Genomic DNA, 15,727 nt, shown 5'->3' with positions numbered 1-15,727 from the left:
GTCTAGTGGTTGTCTAGTTAGATGCTAGCACTGTGTCTAGTATTTGTCTAGTGGTTGTCTAGTTAGATGCTAGCACTGTGTCTAGCACCTGTCTAGCATCTAATTAGACAACTACCCTGCTATCACTCAAGCCTTCAATTTTTCCAGACGTTCCTCAATGATGGTTATCCGTTCAATTAGTGGGGCAATACGCTCCGATATAAGTAGGTCTACGCTTTCGGCGGCTACTGTAGACACGAGGCTAGTGTCACTCTCTGTAGACGCTGCTGTAAACGTGCCTGATACTTCCTTAAGGATGCGTTGTGCAGCTTGACTTACCGACTCACCATCTAGCCTCTGAGCTTCTATCCAGTTCAGGAAGTGACCGGAAGCCCTGAACGATACGACTTGACTTTGACTCATTGTAGACACCTGTATACAGTATTTGTCTACAATAATTGATAACTGTCTACACTGTCAACATATTGTAGACAAAACTTGTAGACACAAAAATCCCCCAATTAAGGGGGATGAGATTGAGCCGTTAGTTGTCAGGCAGAGCCTCTAAATTTTCCGCAGGTTACAGAAGAGCATTGAGATTACCCGTCCGCCCTTCTTGCCTTCGCGCTCTTGCCAGTCAACTTTGCAACTGATACTGGTGTGAATCTCAAGGATGCGACCGTGCCAGTTGTAGCTAGAATCTTCGGGGTTGTTGCCAGCTACTTTGTCTCCGACTCTGAATGCTTTGAGCGGGTCGGAGCAGGGGATGCCTGTGAGTAACTCTGTCAGTTTTTGCTTGTCGGAGTCGGAGAGTTTTGCAATTCCATTGCACAAGTCCAAAAGAGTTGGGTTTAGTGCCTCAGCATCCTCAGCAGCCCTCTGTGCAAGGATTGTTGCCTCAGCGCCATCCTCAGCAGAAAAATTTTGCTGAGGCAGTGCTGAGGATGATTCCCTTGTTCCATAAGGTGCTGAGGATGCTGAGGATGATTTCTCACTTTGTTCAGACTTTTGTTTTTTGATGCCGAGGTAATAAGCTTCTCCCATCGTTCGCTCCGGTTCGACGCCTCGTTCTGTGTGCCGATGTTTCTCCAATTTGGGGAAAATCTCACAAAGTCGAGCGTACAACTGGTTTATAGCCTTCACGGGCTTATCCCACTGGTTAGGTAGCTCGTTCCAGATTAATTTTTCCTTGCCCTTCTCGTTCCACTCAAGCTCAAGTATCCCCGCCTCTTGATACCACTCTTGTAGCTCGCTCCATAAATCTTTGGCGTAAACCCGCTCGCCCTTGCCAGCTTCATAACCCAAGTCCCTCACAAACTGCCAAAGGTGCCGGCTCTCTTCCTGAGCTTCCCGCATCGCCTCACGGGTCGCTTTATAGTCAATGCCCTCGATTAACAGCAGTGGCAACCGCTCCAGCATCTTGTTAAGCATCGCCGGCGCAATCCGCTCAAGGATAAAGTTTTCATCATCTTTGAAGCGCGGGTCAGCCTCTAACTCACCCTGAGACGGGTCAGCGTTGCGCTTGTAGGTTTTCTTGAAACTCAAGATGCCATAGCGGTCATCAATTGCAGCCGTCCCCCCGGTGATAGAGGGTAGTTTGTTGCAGTTGGCAAAAAAGGTAGCAACAGGCTTGTATTCGTAACTGTCCTTACCTTTGGGTTCAATATCAATCGGGTCGCCAGTAATGAACTGCTTAAGGCTCTGGATGTTGTCTAGGTTTACTTTTGAAGTGTTCTCAGAGGCCCAGTTGCAGACACCCCCTAGAACACCTGACAAATTGAACTTGCGGCCATTATCGTAGGACTTGAAATCCGACAGCGACTTGTTAGTCATTCCCCGCCCGAATACAGCGGCCAACACAGCTCGCAGCGTATCCTTGCCGTTAGACCCCTCGCCGTAGCACAGCAAACCTTTTACGCCCCGCCCCGTCAACTTCGATCGCACAAGTTTCAAGTTCAACGCAGCCGCCGCAGTTCTCAGGAATATCTCGCGCTGCGAGGGCTCAAGACATTCCAGAAGGCGATCGCAATCCGTCGCGTCAATGTCGGGGTCATACGTGCAGCCGACATAGGTATAGATATTTTTGGGGTCATGCGGCACAAGCGAGTAGGAGCCATCAGGATTGATTTTCAGCACCCCTTTAGTAGTGTTCAACCCATCAGGATTGATGGTGTTGGGGTCTACTGCCACAGCCGAAAGGATGTAAGTGTAGACCTCTTTGAAACTGGCAGAGTTGGCACGGTTGCAGCGATATTTCCCCCCCACAAATTCAGAGTAGGTGCTCAACCACTCAAGGATGCGTCGCTTCTCGGTCACTTCCGGTCGCAGCTCGTAATGAGTCCCGGTGAACTCAAAAAGCTGTCCTGCTATGGATACCCAAGGCGCGCCAGAATACAGCGCATCAACAGCTTTCTGGATATAGTTTTGCTCTGGAGTCGGTGCAATGTCTGGGATGTAGTTGTCCTTACTACTGTCATACTTCTGGCATACTACTTCTTCTCGCGTGCGCGGGTGAGAAGTAAGAGAATTTAGTATGTCCTGAGCGCTGAGCTTTTCGCTGTCAATCCAATCTTTGACATCTAATCCCTGACTCTTTTGAGGATTATTCCAGGCCCAGGATTCTGGGTAACAGTACAGCCACTGAGCCTCTGGGAAGTGTTGGGAAATTTTGGCCGCATCCTCAATCCCTGGTACGTCGCGGTCAGGACAAATAACAACTTTTGCGCCCTGTAAATCGCTTGTGTCAGTGATTCGCCATTTTCCAGCGCCGCCGATGCTGGTGGTAGCGGCCAAACCTAAAGCCCAAAGAGCATCGGCACACGACTCGCCGTCAACGATGAAAATGTAGTCGCCGTTTGCGATCGCCTTTTGGACATCGGCATAGCGATAAATGGGGATGCTCGCACGTTGAACGTTCCCCAGTCCCGTTACCCAGTCGTTTTTATCTTTATCCCAGTGCTGCTGCTTGATATCCTTCTTGCGTCCGTCGCCGAAATCAATCCGCCGTACCCTGGCAAGCGGGGAACCGTCGCGAGCAGGATATTCCCAGTAGCGAGTACCTGCGGGACGGATGGCTTTCTTTTCTTGGATGGGAGCGTAGTAAAAATGGCCATCTTGATCGGATTTCGCAGTCGCTTCCCAACCAGTAGCGGGCGGTTGGTCGCGGTTGCAGACAGAGAGGTCGCCGATCGAGTAGCACCAGTCTGGTTTGCCACAGTGCGGGCAAGGATTGTCTTTGGTTACACGAACAAGATTTCCACGGGTGCTTGAAGTTTGCCCGTCATTCGAGTTAATATTATGGGACATGATGATTTGTCTCGTCTTTCTAAGGGATGAGTGAATTACCTAAAACCGTTGCGCTCAGGTCTCAATTGAAAGCAGCGGTTTTTTGGTGTTTATAGTTTTTGAAAATTTAGAGCATAGGAGAGACCGCCCCGCGAGTTAGATTGCGGGTGCGATTAAGCTGTCATTGCGAGCACAGCCACCTATCTCAGCGTCGGGAAGCGGCACAAATCCTTTAGGCGGGCCCGTGCAGGAAGGCTCTACTCGATCGAGCCTCAAACACTCGACAAACTCTTGAAACGCAACCCGGTTGTTGAGGGAGCGTAAAAAAGTATCGGGGTTTTCGTCCCAATATTCTTTAATAGAGCAGAATCTTGGGCGGCGTAAATGGCTAAGCTCTGGGAGAAGTTTGACTCGACTTTCAACAAACCGATAAGTCTTGTCTAGGCATCGCGTGTCGTTGAATTGTTCCAGAAAGATTTTATTAGAAGCCTGCATGATCAACTTCCAAAAAGCTGGCCGCTTTGTCGAAAGTTCCCTTTGACGTTCCCAAAGAGTTGCCAGCGACTCGTCATTGGAGCCGCCAAACAAAAATCGTACTACCCGTCTGTCCTGCTTCAAGTCTTCTACTAGCAAAATCATCATTTCATTCTACCTGTCACTTTGAAATGGTGTGTTTGAGTCACTCGATCTAGAGCGGCGGTGGAATATCCTCTATGAAGAGTTGTCGCTTACACCACACCGCACATAGTAGCTTTTTGGCTAATAGCCGCTTGACCTGAAAGCGGGAAACAAAATATTTCTCTGTGTACTTTTTCATGGGGATACATTTTGGCGGGTCTACGGCTGTGGCCGCACTTTTGTAAAATATCCCGGCTTGGGGCTTTCCTGTAGGCATAATTTCTCTGTTATTTGGTTAGCTGGTCTCTACCACGTCGATGTATAACATCGACGAGTGATTTTCTGGCGGGAAACGCAGACTAGGAGAGGGTTCTGGGAAACGTCCGAAATTTCGGACATTTGCCCTTTGCACCCCCTTTTTTGCCTGACCGCTACCGATCGCCCTGACCTCCCAAAACCGCATCCCACGGTCTAGGTTGTGGTTCCCCCGGTATTGGCGGGACTGTCGCCCCCAGTTGAGGCAATTGCAAGTCATTGAGGTAGTAAGCGTACTGACTCTCATCCCCCCGCTGCGGGTAAAACTTGCCGTTAGTTTTCCAGAAGAAATCCTTGCCTCGCAAAACTGCCAATACTAGCTCTATTTCTGACTTAGTGCCAGTCAATCTTAACGCTGCTGTAGTTGGGATGTTTGGTAGTCTAGTCATTCTTGTCCCCCTCAAACTGATTGAGTAAATCTTGCAATTTTGCCTTGCCTTCGGAAAATTTACGCCCTCCCATTTTGAGGACATTCTCAACAATCCAAGTGGGTGACTTACCCGCTTCCCTTGACTTACAAACTTCCAAGTATATAGGGTAATCGGGATGCTTGGAAGGGGAAGCAGTATCCTGTAAGTCACTGCTATATATAGCTTCCAGCGCTTGCCGTGAGGCTTCCACATCAACGCCAGGGCTTGTCAGAATAAGTTCGGCTTCCTGCTGTCTTTGTTGCTGTGAAACGTAGACGCTGGTGCTGATTTCATCCTCTACATCTGCCTTGATTGCCCTCAGTTTCAATTCCTCAATCTCTCCCTCGTCTGCTAATTGACGGGCGATGTTACCCGCCGACACTGCACAGGCAATTGCAGCACACAAACTGATACCTTGCAGCGCTTTGTGAGTGTCTAGCTTTTTGTCTAGTGCTGCTAGGGGAACCAACCACAGCACGACAGAGGAAGCACTCAATACAAACAGTTTTAGCTGCATAGAAACACCCCTAAACCAATTAGCGACATCGCTAAACCGCCGATTAACAAGGCTTGTAAGTCGGTGACTGAAATCTTCATCAACTTGCTCAGTGAGTAGTCAAGCAACCAGCTCAAACCCCAAGCAATCGCAATAGCTGCTAACAAGAATGAGACGGCTTTCATTGCCATCGGATGCAAACTCGCTATCCACCCTAAAAGGGAGAAAGCGACGCATCCGGCAATAAAGTAGTTTGCCAGATACATCGCTTTCATTTAGTTAGTCCCTCCCGTCAACTTGGCTTTAATTTCATCAATGCGAGCACGGGCATCATTTTCAGCTTTATCAATCCCTAAGCCCAGTCGCGCGTAACCAGGACGCAAGCTGTGCAAGTGCTTAGCCAGTCGAGTGTCTGAGCGTTTTTTGCTCAGTTCATTATCAGCCACAACACCTTCATATTTGCGGTGATGACGGTGAACTTTAGCATCGGCTTCTTCAACTTTTGCCAGTGCTTCATAGGCGCGCTTAGACTGCTTTGCACCGTCTGTTTTCTCTTTTGCTAAATCCTTCACGGCGTCCGCTTCTTCTTTGGTAAAGTAGCGCGGTGCTGGCACAACTGGAACACTACGAATGCTGGAAAAGTTACCAGGATTTAGCGGTGTGATGACACTTGCGTCAGTGCTTGCTAAAACTTTTGATTTGTCAATAGCGTGTCCGCCGTCGTTGCTGGCAGTCAGTTTTCCAGCATCAGAATTACCGCCAAAAAGGCGTAGTTGTAAGCTCATAATTTTGTCCCGATTTGAATGTTGATGCGAACTGGGGAGGGAAATAAATTCAAGGGGTTGATTTGTCGCCACATAGACATAGCCAGCATAAACACCCCCGCCGATGCGAGTATGAGTGCGATGAGTTGCCCAAAGTCAACCCAGTCTAAAAAGCTAGTGGAAGTCTGGCGGGTGAAACCGCACACAGGGAATGAACCGTCGTTAGTCCAATCTAGGGTGTCTACAGTGTCTACACTCACTGTGTCTACACTGTCTAGCACTGTGTCTAGTGGTTTAGTTAAGGTATACAAACAGTCGGACTGCTTGCGACTGTTTGCGGGTATTTCACCTGTGTCAGCCGATTCAGTCAAGGTATACAAACAGTCGGACTGTGTGCGACTATTTGCGACTGTTTGTATATCTTCTAGCACTGTGTCTAGCGGTTCAGATGTCTCGTCTACAGTGTCTACATTCACTGTGTCTAGCGATTCACCGTCAACGAGGTACAGTTCTAGCAGCGCTTCCCACGTAGCAGTTTTGCTGAGTTTCCCGAACTGTCTGGCGTCTTCATTGGAGAAGCCACGGTCATAGGCGATCGCCTTTAATTGGTCAATTCTCCGGTAGCTGACGGTAGGCTTAGTCATGGCTATCGTCTCCAGACAGTTCGGAATTTTGCGCGTAGCCAATGCCAGTTAGGTAGCTACATCCAAGTCGCAACTTACCGTCATGCCCGGTATCGTGTCCCGTATGTCGCCGCCTCTGGAGTTTAGGAAAAAGCTCACACAACCTGCGAGACAACTGGTTAATAGCTTTAACAGGGTTGTCCCGCTTGTTTGGTAAGTCCCGCCAAGTCAACTTCTCTTTGCCCTTGACAGTTTCAACCTTGAGCACACCAGTCTTGATGTACCAGTCGCGCAACTGTTGCCAGAGGTCAGAAACGTAAACCTGACCGTCAGGCTGAGGTTCCAAACCGACTTCACGGATAAATTCCATCAAATGACTGGTGCTGCGTGGTGTCCACTTGGGCTGCTTCTTGTCCTTTGTTTTGGTCTTGCCGAGGCTAGCTAGGGCTGTTGCCAGCATTTTCTGCTGTTCGTTGATGACATCAACTTGGGTCTGTGCAAGCTCTATGAGTTGCGATATTTGTGGGTCAAAAGTCTGCTGAGAGTCTGACTGGGAGTAGCTACCCGTTCGGCGGATGCTGGGTAACACTTCCTCAAACATCCAAACTCGGAACCGTTGGGCCGCTGGTTTGTCCGATCGGAAAATCAGCTCATAAAGACCTGGCTCTGTCACGGTGAGCATTTGTTGCTGGCCGCCAAGGGTGTTCATTGAATGAACACCCTTCCAACAGTCAGGCATTTTAGAAAGCCGACGGCGAACGGTAATGGGGCTCAGTCCCAAAACATTTCCTACCTCAGTAGCTACCCACTCAGGGTGTTCGGCCGAACCGAACACCTTTATTTCTTGACCCTCGAAATTGAAAATTGATAGTTCAGTCATTGCAAAACCTCGCAAACTCAATCATTAAGAGTTGCGATCGTCCGCAAAGACAATCGGCCGAAAGTGGCATAATTTATAGGCTCCAAACGTTGTGATGTAACGGTTTGGGGAAGTCGTGACTTGATTAGCATTGGAAGTGCTAGTCAGTCGCGCATCAATCTTCCTTAGTTACTCACGATTGCAGACTTACAGTTCCTTGTCAACACTGGAACTGTAAAGTTTTGTTTCGCAAAAGTTGCCCGTAGAATCAACATCCTAACAGCATCAAAGCGGGCGTAAATGCTCCAAAATCTTGCCGTCTAAATAGACAGCATTAATCACTTTTTCCGACGTATCGCACCATTTAGCAACAACAGCACTCGGTACACCTTTGCCTACCTGTTCGCTGATAAAAGTATCCCGGCAAGAGTAGGGGGTAGTAGTCTTAGAACCCTGTTCATGTTGCCTGGTTTTTTCAGTAATCGGGTCAACCAATTTATGCCATACCTGCTTACTGAAATTGTTGTAATTAATCGCCCCGCCCTTGATAGGTGATGGAAATACCAACCTATCCTTATCAATCAGGTTTTGTGGCTTGATACTTTTCAACAACTGAACCAGTTCTTGATTGCAAGGAAATTTACGCCGCTTATTGTTTTTACTGCCGTCAACCCTTGTCTCCTTACCGCTTGGGTGCTGTATACTCCCATTAAACACAATGTGAGAAAAGTCAGTAGCAATGTCAGACCACCTCAAACCAACAGCTTCAGATGGACGGCATCCAGTTAGTAGCCAGAACTGCACCATCGGGTAGTAAAAACAAAACTTTTGCCCGGTTTCTCCCCTCCCATTCCAAGTCCCTCTGTGATTCTTGAAAGCCTCCAATACCAGCTCTTTTTCTTGTGCTGTAAACGCGTTAGGTTCCGGGTCACTTTCCCAGTTGTGCTTGGGCAATTCTGCCGACATCCCTTCAAACGGGGAGACAGTTAAACCCTTCACGATTTTGAACTTAATCCCCCACTTAACCGCTGCATTTAGATGGGTTAAAACCCGCTTTGTCATGCTGTTAGTCGTATCCTCCAACAACCAAGCGCGTACCTGCAAAGCGCTGTCCTCTGACAGAGGCTGGTAAGGACAGCGGTCAATATAGCTCTGGATGCCCGTCACCATGTAATTGAATGTTGTTGTCTTGAGTGTTGGCTTCTTGAACTCCAAGTATCTCTCAAACAATTTAGTCAGTGTCAGTTCCGGCTTAGGCTTGACTGTCTCAATAACAGTCAGGTGAGTCTGTGACTTGTACTTTTTGAGTGTGGGGTCAAACCGCTCAAACTTGATGTCGGATTCAATCAACTGTGCTTTAGCTTCTGCCAGTTCCCAGTTTTCAGGGGTATCGGCCAAGTTAAGGTAAAAGTGTTTGCGTTCGCCACCATAAAGATGTCTAGGTAACTGCAGCCTCAGTCTGCCACTGCGAGTCTGGATAACAACCGACCCTTTTTTTGCCCGATCAGGAGAGTCAACCATAATTTTGTCTCCAATTTCAATGCAACCAAGATACTACTTTTGGAGACAAATTGGAGACAAAATTGGAGACAAAGTATTCTTGAAACAAACAAATCGTTACTGCACAAGGGGTCTAGCGCATACTCCCTAGCGCCTTCCAAGCTAACTATGCGGGTTCGATTCCCGCTGCCCGCTTACTTCTATAAAAACCTCAAACCAACGATAAATCAACGGTTTGAGGTTTTTTATTGCTGATTTTCTGGGTTGTCGGGGGGTCTAGTTGACTAGAAATTGGATACAAATTGGAGACAATTAGCCTCGTTTGAATACAAATTGAATACAATCCATACCTAGACTGGGTTTGAGCCGTACTCTACAGCTAGAAGCCCCAGAATAGCGTTGATGTCCGCCAAGTCCGCCCTCGACTTTTTACGCCGCGCTTTTAACTGATTGAGCAAGTTGGCCGGCTCTGGAAATAGGGATGAGCGTGCACAAAGAGGTAAGAAAATTGCAAAATGGGCGTTAGAGTTGCTGGAGAGTTCCTGGTTTGTAGTAAAAGTAGTAACTGAGATATTGCACCATGCTCAAGAACAGGCAGGATGCCTGTTCCACAAAGAGTGAATTTTATTGTGGGGAGTAGGGGTTGGGCAGGAGATCCCGCCCCTGAAAGGCTTATTGAAAATGGTGCAATATAGAAGTTACTACCAATTTTTTTACCACCTAAAATTTCAATCCTCAAAAATATCCAACTGTTCGCCCTCCGACTCTTTTTTACCATCTTTTTTAACACCTTTCCGTAGCCCGATCGCAATTTTGCTATGTTTCTCAATCTGCTTCATCACCTGTCTCGCCCTGTCAATCACCGACGGCGGCAAACCGGCCAATCTCCCCGCTTCAATCCCGTAAGATTTGTCAGCGCCTCCCGGCTGAACTTGGTGTAAAAATATGATTTGATCCGGCAACTCTTTCACTGTCACCTGATAATTTGCCACATTATCCAAAATAGAAGCTAACTCATTTAACTCGTGATAGTGAGTCGCAAAAATTGTCCGCGCCCGAATCTCAGTTGCTAAATATTCCGCCACAGACCAAGCAATCGAAAGTCCGTCAAAAGTCGCCGTTCCCCTGCCAATTTCATCTAACAAAACCAATGATTTCGGCGTCGCGTGATTGAGAATGTTGGCAGTTTCGTTCATTTCTACCATAAACGTAGACTGACCAGTTGCCAAATCATCTACTGCACCGACGCGGGTAAAAATGCGATCGCAAATTCCCAAACTCGCAGCTTTCGCCGGCACAAAACTGCCCATCTGCGCCATTAACTGGATCAAACCCACCTGCCGCAAATAACAACTCTTGCCACTAGCATTCGGGCCGGTTAAAATAATTAAATCTGGGCGGTTTAGCGATTCTTCCCGACCCAAAAAAGCAGAATTAGGTACAAAAAATCCCGGCGGCAAAGACTTTTCCACCACAGGATGACAACCTTCAATAATTTTAATTTCCCGGCTTTCTGTCATAGTCGGGCGGCAGTAATTCTGGTAAACTGCTACTTCTGCTAAACCGCACAAAACATCCGCCGCCGCCACGGCGCGGGAAACGTTGCGAATAATTTCGGCGTGTTCTCCTACCTCCGATCGCACTTTAGCAAAAATATCGTATTCCAATTGATTTAAATCTTCCCGCGCTGTCAGAATTCGCACTTCCCTTTCTTTTAATTCTTCAGTGCTATAACGTTCTTCATTGGTGAGAGTTTGCTTGCGGGTGTAGTCCTTCGGCACTTGGTCTACTTTCGATTTTGTAATGCTGATGTAATAGCCGAAAGCTTTATTGTAGCCTACTTTTAAATTAGAAATTCCGGTGCGCTTTCTCTCAGTTGCCTCTAAATTTGCAATCCATTCTTGGTCTGCTGATGCAGTTTGGCGCATTTCATCTAGCATAGGATTGATTCCCGATCGAATCAAACCTCCTTCTTTTAAATGAATCGGCGGTTCATCAACTAAATGAGCGTGAATTTTACTTGCTAATTCTTCTAAAATTGGCGGTACATTTTGCAGCGCTTTCAAATAGGGCGAGCGCCCTTGGGCTGCGATCGAGGCTAATTCCGGCAGTTTTCCCAGAGAATCAGCTAAAGCGACCAAATCCCGCGCGCTAGCTGTTCCAGAACCGGCGCGGCCTGTCAGTCTTTCGATGTCATAAATTTGGCGCAGCAACTGCTGCAAATCTTGGCGCAGGGCGTTATTTTCTACTAATTCTTGAATCGTGTCGTGTCGGGCGCAAATGCCTTTAATGTTGAGCAAAGGTTGCAGCACCCAGCGGCGCAAAGCGCGGCCTCCCATTGCGGTGCTGGTTTTGTCTATAGCCCACAGCAGCGAACCGTGAAAAACCCCATCTCTCACTGTTTGAGTAATTTCGAGATTGCGGCGGGTTTGGTAGTCGAGTATGAGAAAATCGGTGAGAGTGTAAGTGTGCAATCTTTGCAAAGAAACTGCTTTTTCCTTTTGAGTTTCTTCGATATATTGCAGCAAACCGCCGGCGGCGCGCACTGCGAGGGAAAGGTGGCCGCATCCCATACCTTCGAGCGATCGCACTTTGAACTTTTGCAGGATTCTCTGTTTTGCTTCGGACAAACTAAACGGAATTTGCGATCGCAAAGAATAGCAAAACGAATTCGGCAAACAATCGGGCAAATGCTCGGATTTCTCTCCGGGCCTCAACATAGTCACCAAATCCGGCGCATTAGTCGGTACCAAAACTTCCGAAGGCTGCAAGCGCAGCAATTCTAGGGTTAATTGTTCTAAACTGTCTGCTTGGGTAGTGACGAATTCTCCCGTAGAAATATCTGTATAAGCCAATCCCCAATGTTCTCCAGCGATGACGACTGCTGCTAAAAAATTATTTTGTCGGGGTTTGAGCATTCCGTCATCAGTCAAAGTTCCGGGAGTGAGAATGCGGGTAATTTCTCGCTTCACTTGGCGGCCTTCTTTGGCTGCAATCGAAGCATCTTCTACTTGGTCGCAAACTACCACAGCATAGCCTTTTTCTACTAACATTGAAGTGTAGCGATCGAGGGCGTGGTGCGGCACTCCTGTCATCGGCACTCTGCCGATTTCTTTGCCGCTTTCTTTGCTAGTACAAACAAGTTCTAATTCGCGCGAAATCGTAACTGCATCTTGGAAAAAACACTCAAAGAAATCTCCGACTCGAAACAATAAAAGTGCATGGGGATACTGTTCTTTCACTTCCACATACCGCTGCATCATCGGAGTTAGCTTGGTGAATTCTAGTAGGCGGTGGTCGGCATTGCGGATGTTGGGTTGATTGGGGTCTGTTGGGGTAGATGCAGTGTAAGGCATAAAAGGCGATCGATAAATTTTAATCTTTAACAACTTTAGCGCAAGCTCGGCTTTTAGCTATAACTAATATACAATATTTGACGATTAATCCTCCTTAAGCAGGGTGCGTGATTGTCAATATTGGTGAAGAGTGTTGAGCTATACAAAAGTCACGCACCCTACTTAATAATCGATAAACTTGCTTTTAGTTGAGAATTTTTATGTCGCTACTTATCTAATGTGAGTCCAAGCAGCCGCTACAGTGAGACTTAGGGCGGATATTTTATCTATTGTGAGAGGATAGGGATCGGCGAGTCACAAAAGCAAACTCATCCATCTCCTTATTAACTGTTATAGCAGATGTTGAAAGCCTTTCAAGTTCGCTCACCGTAAAAAGAAAGAAGAAGCAATCTTCCGCAATGATTTCAGCAATTAGGAACGTCTTAACCGTCGAGCGTGCTTGCTATAAAGGTTGGGCGTTAACACAATAAGGTCAAAGTTTCCGCATTTTAGGGGCATAAACTTTACATTTTTGTTATTTAAAACAGCCGAAAGATAGATTTTTAAATTATACCTCGGATAGAGAGATAAAATATTTTATATGCTTAGAATTAAAAACATCGAAGCGAGTAATTTATCGGCTTAGTAAAGGTAAGATTTAGAATCAAAAATCTGCTAGCTAGTAGTTAAATAGAGGAAAAAAAATAATGAAAGCTCTTTGCTGGCACGGAGCAAATGATGTGCGAGTTGATAATGTACCAGACCCAGCAATTATCAATCCGCGCGATGCGATAGTTAAAATCACGTCTACAGCAATCTGCGGCTCTGATTTGCACCTCTACAATGGCTTCATCCCGACAATGCAATCGGGCGATATCATGGGGCACGAATTCATGGGGGAAGTAGTCGAACTCGGCAGCGAAGTCAAGAACTTAAAAAAGGGCGATCGCGTCGTGATTCCTTTTACTATTTCTTGCGGCAGTTGCTTCTTTTGCAACCGCGATTTGTGGTCGCTGTGCGACAACTCCAACCCCAATGCTGGGCTGGCTGAAAAAATGTTCGGTCATTCCCCCGCTGGACTTTTTGGCTACTCGCATTTAACAGGCGGTTATGCAGGCGGTCAAGCAGAATACGCGCGAGTTCCGTTTGCAGATGTTGGCCCTTTAAAAATTCCCGACGGACTTTCTGACGAACAAGTATTGTTCCTCACCGATATCTTTCCTACCGGTTACATGGCGGCCGAAAACTGCGATATTCAGCCGGGGGATACAGTAGCTGTTTGGGGATGCGGGCCGGTCGGACAGTTTGCGATCAGAAGCGCGTTTATGCTGGGGGCCGATCGAGTAATTGCGATCGACCGCGTACCGGAACGCTTGCAAATGGCGGCCGCGGCCAAAGCTGAAATCATCAATTATGAAGAAATGGACGCCGGGGAAGCCGTCACCGAAATGACGGGGGGACGCGGGCCCGACTCTTGCATCGACGCGGTGGGAATGGAAGCCCACGGCACCGGTCTCGACGCTTTGTACGACAAAGCCAAGCAAGCCGTGCGGTTAGAGAGCGATCGACCTACGGCCCTGCGACAAGTGATCCTCGCCTGTCGCAAGGGGGGTACAGTGTCAATTCCCGGCGTTTACGGCGGCTTCGTTGACAAAGTGCCTTTAGGTGCAGCTTTCAACAAAGGCTTGACCCTGAAAATGGGACAAACGCACGTTCACCGCTATTTGCGGCCTTTGCTCGATCGCGTTCAAAAAGGCGAAATTGACCCGTCATTCGTAATTACGCACCGAATGAAATTGGATGAAGCGCCCCACGCTTACGAGATTTTCAAAAACAAAAAAGACAACTGCATCAAAGTTGTCCTCAAACCCTAACTCGCATTTACCCTTCAAGGAGAAACTATGCTTTTACAAGAAAAAGAATCAGGCGACTTGATTGAAATCCTCGATGTAGATGCTTTAATCAGCCCTACAAAACAAGAAGTGTCGGGAAAAAATCAAGCTGGTCAAGAAGAGCAAGAGAAAGCAACTTTTCCAAAAAGTAATTTAGTCTTTCCTTCCGGTGAAAATCTGCCGCGCTGCTGGACTGAGGAAAATTATCAAACTCATTGATATCAAGGGAAACCCCAAACCTAATATCCAGAACCCCGACTTCTTTAAGAAGTCGGGGCTCTAACAGTTTGAGGTAAAAAGGGAGATTAATTGTTAACGATCCACTCGACTTGATGGGCTTCTGTGATGTCTGGAATATCCAGCCGCGCAGCTAATTTGCGAATGACTGCTTGCGGTAGTGTTGCTGTGCGCGATCGATTCCGCTGCAATATTTCTTCTAGAGGTACTTCTAGATAAACAATGCGAATGCGCGCTTGATAATCGGCAAAAAAATTAATTAATTGCTGGCGCATTTGTTTAGTTGTATTCGTGGCGTTCCACACAAAACAGCGCCCGTCATTCATGTATTCGCGGGCTCTTTTTTTCGCGGCTCTGACCACATTTCCAGGGGTTTCGTCGGGAGGGAGATTCATCTCTTTTCGCAGTGCATCCAGCGAGATTACTGGCAAATCTGGGAGATTGTTCCGAATCCAATAATCTTTACCGCTTCCTGGCAAGCCAGACATCAAAATTACTTCGCATTTAGTGTCGTCAAATGCTTCGTAATCCGGGTGGCCGTTCTCTTTGCGGAAGTAGATAAATCGGCTGTGTGCTGAGGGGAATTGTCGGGGAGAATCCAAACAATTATTTTCTTGACAAAACTCCCGAAATAGTTCTATTTTATCGAGTAATTCTTGTTTGTCGGCGCAGTGGCGGCCGCGCACGTCTGCTTCGGCTAAAAGTGCGAGGAAATCGCAGCGGACAACTTGACTCACTTTAATTACAGACTGCTGCGGGTTGGGTTTGTCGATCAGCCAGATGGGTAAACTGCCGAATTGGACGATCGCCACCACGGTTTCCCGAATCTCAAACTGCACAGGCGGCTCGAATTGAGATAAAATTTGTCTAACCATTCTCGCACCTTGGCGGGCGTGACCTTTTGAGCTAATTCTGCCATCGGCTTCGATTTTTGTAAAGGTTGGTTTGGCGACATCGTGCAGCAAAGCGGCCGCAAAAAGTATCGATCGTTCTTGCACGGGTAATTGCCGCCAATTTGGGGAAGATATTAATGCTTCGCAGACCATTTTGGTATGAATTAAAACGTCTCCTTCGGCGTGATAAATCGGGTCTTGCTGACATCCTTTTAAGTTTTGAATCCAATCGAAATGATTTTGAATGCTGTCCCAATCCAGGAACCAATCGGGCGGTTCGGGACAAAAGGGAAAAGTCCAAGTTGCCGAGGGCGATAACAGTGCATTCATAACTTTACTTGTTGGATCTGACTGAACAACTCATCAGTCCTATTGAAGAGGACTTTAGCTTTGAGTCAGGGGTTTAAACCCCTGCCGGACTTCGGGAAAGAGCGTGGAAATTTGACGCCAATGGTCGGCAGTTTTTACTTTACTCACATTTTGCACCATTCTCAATTACTTGTTTAGGAACAGGCAAGATG

The 15,727-nt window shown here is 47.3% G+C and carries 14 protein-coding genes; 2 read left to right on the top strand and 12 right to left on the bottom strand.

Going from position 1 to position 15,727, the window contains the following annotated elements; translation table 11 throughout:
* Window positions 1-543: 543 nt before the first annotated feature.
* The 11 genes from QT987_RS08380 to mutS form a co-directional block, all read right to left on the bottom strand.
* Window positions 544-3,285 (bottom strand): DUF5906 domain-containing protein, encoded by a 2,742-nt coding sequence (locus tag QT987_RS08380; protein ID WP_333238937.1) that lies wholly within the window; start codon window positions 3,283-3,285, stop codon window positions 544-546.
* Between the two features lie 135 nt (window positions 3,286-3,420).
* Window positions 3,421-3,906: a hypothetical protein gene (locus QT987_RS08375; RefSeq protein ID WP_333238935.1), complete on the bottom strand. Its 486-nt coding sequence runs from the start codon at window positions 3,904-3,906 to the stop codon at window positions 3,421-3,423.
* A gap of 46 nt (window positions 3,907-3,952) precedes the next feature.
* Window positions 3,953-4,159 (bottom strand): hypothetical protein, encoded by a 207-nt coding sequence (locus tag QT987_RS08370; protein WP_333238933.1) that lies wholly within the window; start codon window positions 4,157-4,159, stop codon window positions 3,953-3,955.
* A 154-nt stretch (window positions 4,160-4,313) separates the two neighbouring features.
* Window positions 4,314-4,586, bottom strand: a complete 273-nt coding sequence (locus QT987_RS08365; RefSeq protein ID WP_333238931.1) for a hypothetical protein — start codon at window positions 4,584-4,586, stop codon at window positions 4,314-4,316.
* Window positions 4,579-5,124, bottom strand: coding sequence for a hypothetical protein (locus QT987_RS08360; protein ID WP_333238929.1), 546 nt, complete (start codon window positions 5,122-5,124; stop codon window positions 4,579-4,581). Before QT987_RS08360 ends, QT987_RS08365 begins: the two co-directional genes overlap by 8 nt.
* Entirely contained in the window at window positions 5,115-5,378 is a 264-nt protein-coding gene (locus QT987_RS08355) for a hypothetical protein (RefSeq protein ID WP_333238927.1), read from the bottom strand. The genes QT987_RS08360 and QT987_RS08355 overlap by 10 nt, the downstream gene beginning before the upstream one ends.
* Window positions 5,379-5,888 (bottom strand): hypothetical protein, encoded by a 510-nt coding sequence (locus tag QT987_RS08350; RefSeq protein ID WP_333238925.1) that lies wholly within the window; start codon window positions 5,886-5,888, stop codon window positions 5,379-5,381.
* Window positions 5,885-6,511 (bottom strand): hypothetical protein, encoded by a 627-nt coding sequence (locus tag QT987_RS08345; protein ID WP_333238922.1) that lies wholly within the window; start codon window positions 6,509-6,511, stop codon window positions 5,885-5,887. Before QT987_RS08345 ends, QT987_RS08350 begins: the two co-directional genes overlap by 4 nt.
* Entirely contained in the window at window positions 6,504-7,370 is an 867-nt protein-coding gene (locus tag QT987_RS08340) for a BRO family protein (RefSeq protein ID WP_333238919.1), read from the bottom strand. The genes QT987_RS08345 and QT987_RS08340 overlap by 8 nt, the downstream gene beginning before the upstream one ends.
* A 264-nt stretch (window positions 7,371-7,634) precedes the next feature.
* Window positions 7,635-8,870: a tyrosine-type recombinase/integrase gene (locus QT987_RS08335; protein ID WP_333238916.1), complete on the bottom strand. Its 1,236-nt coding sequence runs from the start codon at window positions 8,868-8,870 to the stop codon at window positions 7,635-7,637.
* Between the two features lie 707 nt (window positions 8,871-9,577).
* Window positions 9,578-12,205 carry a DNA mismatch repair protein MutS gene (gene mutS, locus QT987_RS08330; RefSeq protein ID WP_333239055.1) on the bottom strand — a complete coding sequence of 876 codons (2,628 nt, stop codon included), beginning with the start codon at window positions 12,203-12,205 and terminating at the stop codon, window positions 9,578-9,580.
* A gap of 686 nt (window positions 12,206-12,891) precedes the next feature.
* Here mutS and QT987_RS08325 point away from each other — a divergent pair.
* Window positions 12,892-14,058 (top strand): zinc-dependent alcohol dehydrogenase, encoded by a 1,167-nt coding sequence (locus QT987_RS08325; RefSeq protein WP_333238914.1) that lies wholly within the window; start codon window positions 12,892-12,894, stop codon window positions 14,056-14,058.
* A gap of 27 nt (window positions 14,059-14,085) precedes the next feature.
* A complete protein-coding gene (locus tag QT987_RS08320; RefSeq protein WP_333057082.1) occupies window positions 14,086-14,295 on the top strand; it encodes an acetyltransferase in 210 nt (69 codons plus the stop codon).
* An 86-nt stretch (window positions 14,296-14,381) separates the two neighbouring features.
* On the opposite strand, the gene QT987_RS08315 is transcribed toward QT987_RS08320, so the two are convergent.
* Window positions 14,382-15,536: an AAA family ATPase gene (locus QT987_RS08315; protein WP_333238912.1), complete on the bottom strand. Its 1,155-nt coding sequence runs from the start codon at window positions 15,534-15,536 to the stop codon at window positions 14,382-14,384.
* Window positions 15,537-15,727 lie beyond the last annotated feature (191 nt).

The sequence above is a fragment of the Microcoleus sp. SVA1B4 genome, assembly GCF_036700545.1.
Taxonomy (GTDB): domain Bacteria; phylum Cyanobacteriota; class Cyanobacteriia; order Cyanobacteriales; family Microcoleaceae; genus Microcoleus.
The sequence above is the reverse complement of the archived record's forward strand: the minus strand, read 5'-3'. Positions and strand labels throughout refer to the sequence as shown.

Excerpts from the sequence above, each read along its gene's own strand:
- QT987_RS08350 (WP_333238925.1), bottom strand. The coding sequence starts at position 5,888 with ATGAGCTTACAACTACGCCTTTTTGGCGGTAATTCTGATGCTGGAAAA.
- QT987_RS08380 (WP_333238937.1), bottom strand. The coding sequence starts at position 3,285 with ATGTCCCATAATATTAACTCGAATGACGGGCAAACTTCAAGCACCCGT.
- QT987_RS08335 (WP_333238916.1), bottom strand. The coding sequence starts at position 8,870 with ATGGTTGACTCTCCTGATCGGGCAAAAAAAGGGTCGGTTGTTATCCAG.
- QT987_RS08315 (WP_333238912.1), bottom strand. The coding sequence starts at position 15,536 with ATGAATGCACTGTTATCGCCCTCGGCAACTTGGACTTTTCCCTTTTGT.
- QT987_RS08375 (WP_333238935.1), bottom strand. The coding sequence starts at position 3,906 with ATGATGATTTTGCTAGTAGAAGACTTGAAGCAGGACAGACGGGTAGTA.
- QT987_RS08365 (WP_333238931.1), bottom strand. The coding sequence starts at position 4,586 with ATGACTAGACTACCAAACATCCCAACTACAGCAGCGTTAAGATTGACT.
- QT987_RS08370 (WP_333238933.1), bottom strand. The coding sequence starts at position 4,159 with ATGCCTACAGGAAAGCCCCAAGCCGGGATATTTTACAAAAGTGCGGCC.
- QT987_RS08345 (WP_333238922.1), bottom strand. The coding sequence starts at position 6,511 with ATGACTAAGCCTACCGTCAGCTACCGGAGAATTGACCAATTAAAGGCG.
- QT987_RS08360 (WP_333238929.1), bottom strand. The coding sequence starts at position 5,124 with ATGCAGCTAAAACTGTTTGTATTGAGTGCTTCCTCTGTCGTGCTGTGG.
- QT987_RS08320 (WP_333057082.1), top strand. The coding sequence starts at position 14,086 with ATGCTTTTACAAGAAAAAGAATCAGGCGACTTGATTGAAATCCTCGAT.
- QT987_RS08355 (WP_333238927.1), bottom strand. The coding sequence starts at position 5,378 with ATGAAAGCGATGTATCTGGCAAACTACTTTATTGCCGGATGCGTCGCT.
- QT987_RS08325 (WP_333238914.1), top strand. The coding sequence starts at position 12,892 with ATGAAAGCTCTTTGCTGGCACGGAGCAAATGATGTGCGAGTTGATAAT.
- QT987_RS08340 (WP_333238919.1), bottom strand. The coding sequence starts at position 7,370 with ATGACTGAACTATCAATTTTCAATTTCGAGGGTCAAGAAATAAAGGTG.
- mutS (WP_333239055.1), bottom strand. The coding sequence starts at position 12,205 with ATGCCTTACACTGCATCTACCCCAACAGACCCCAATCAACCCAACATC.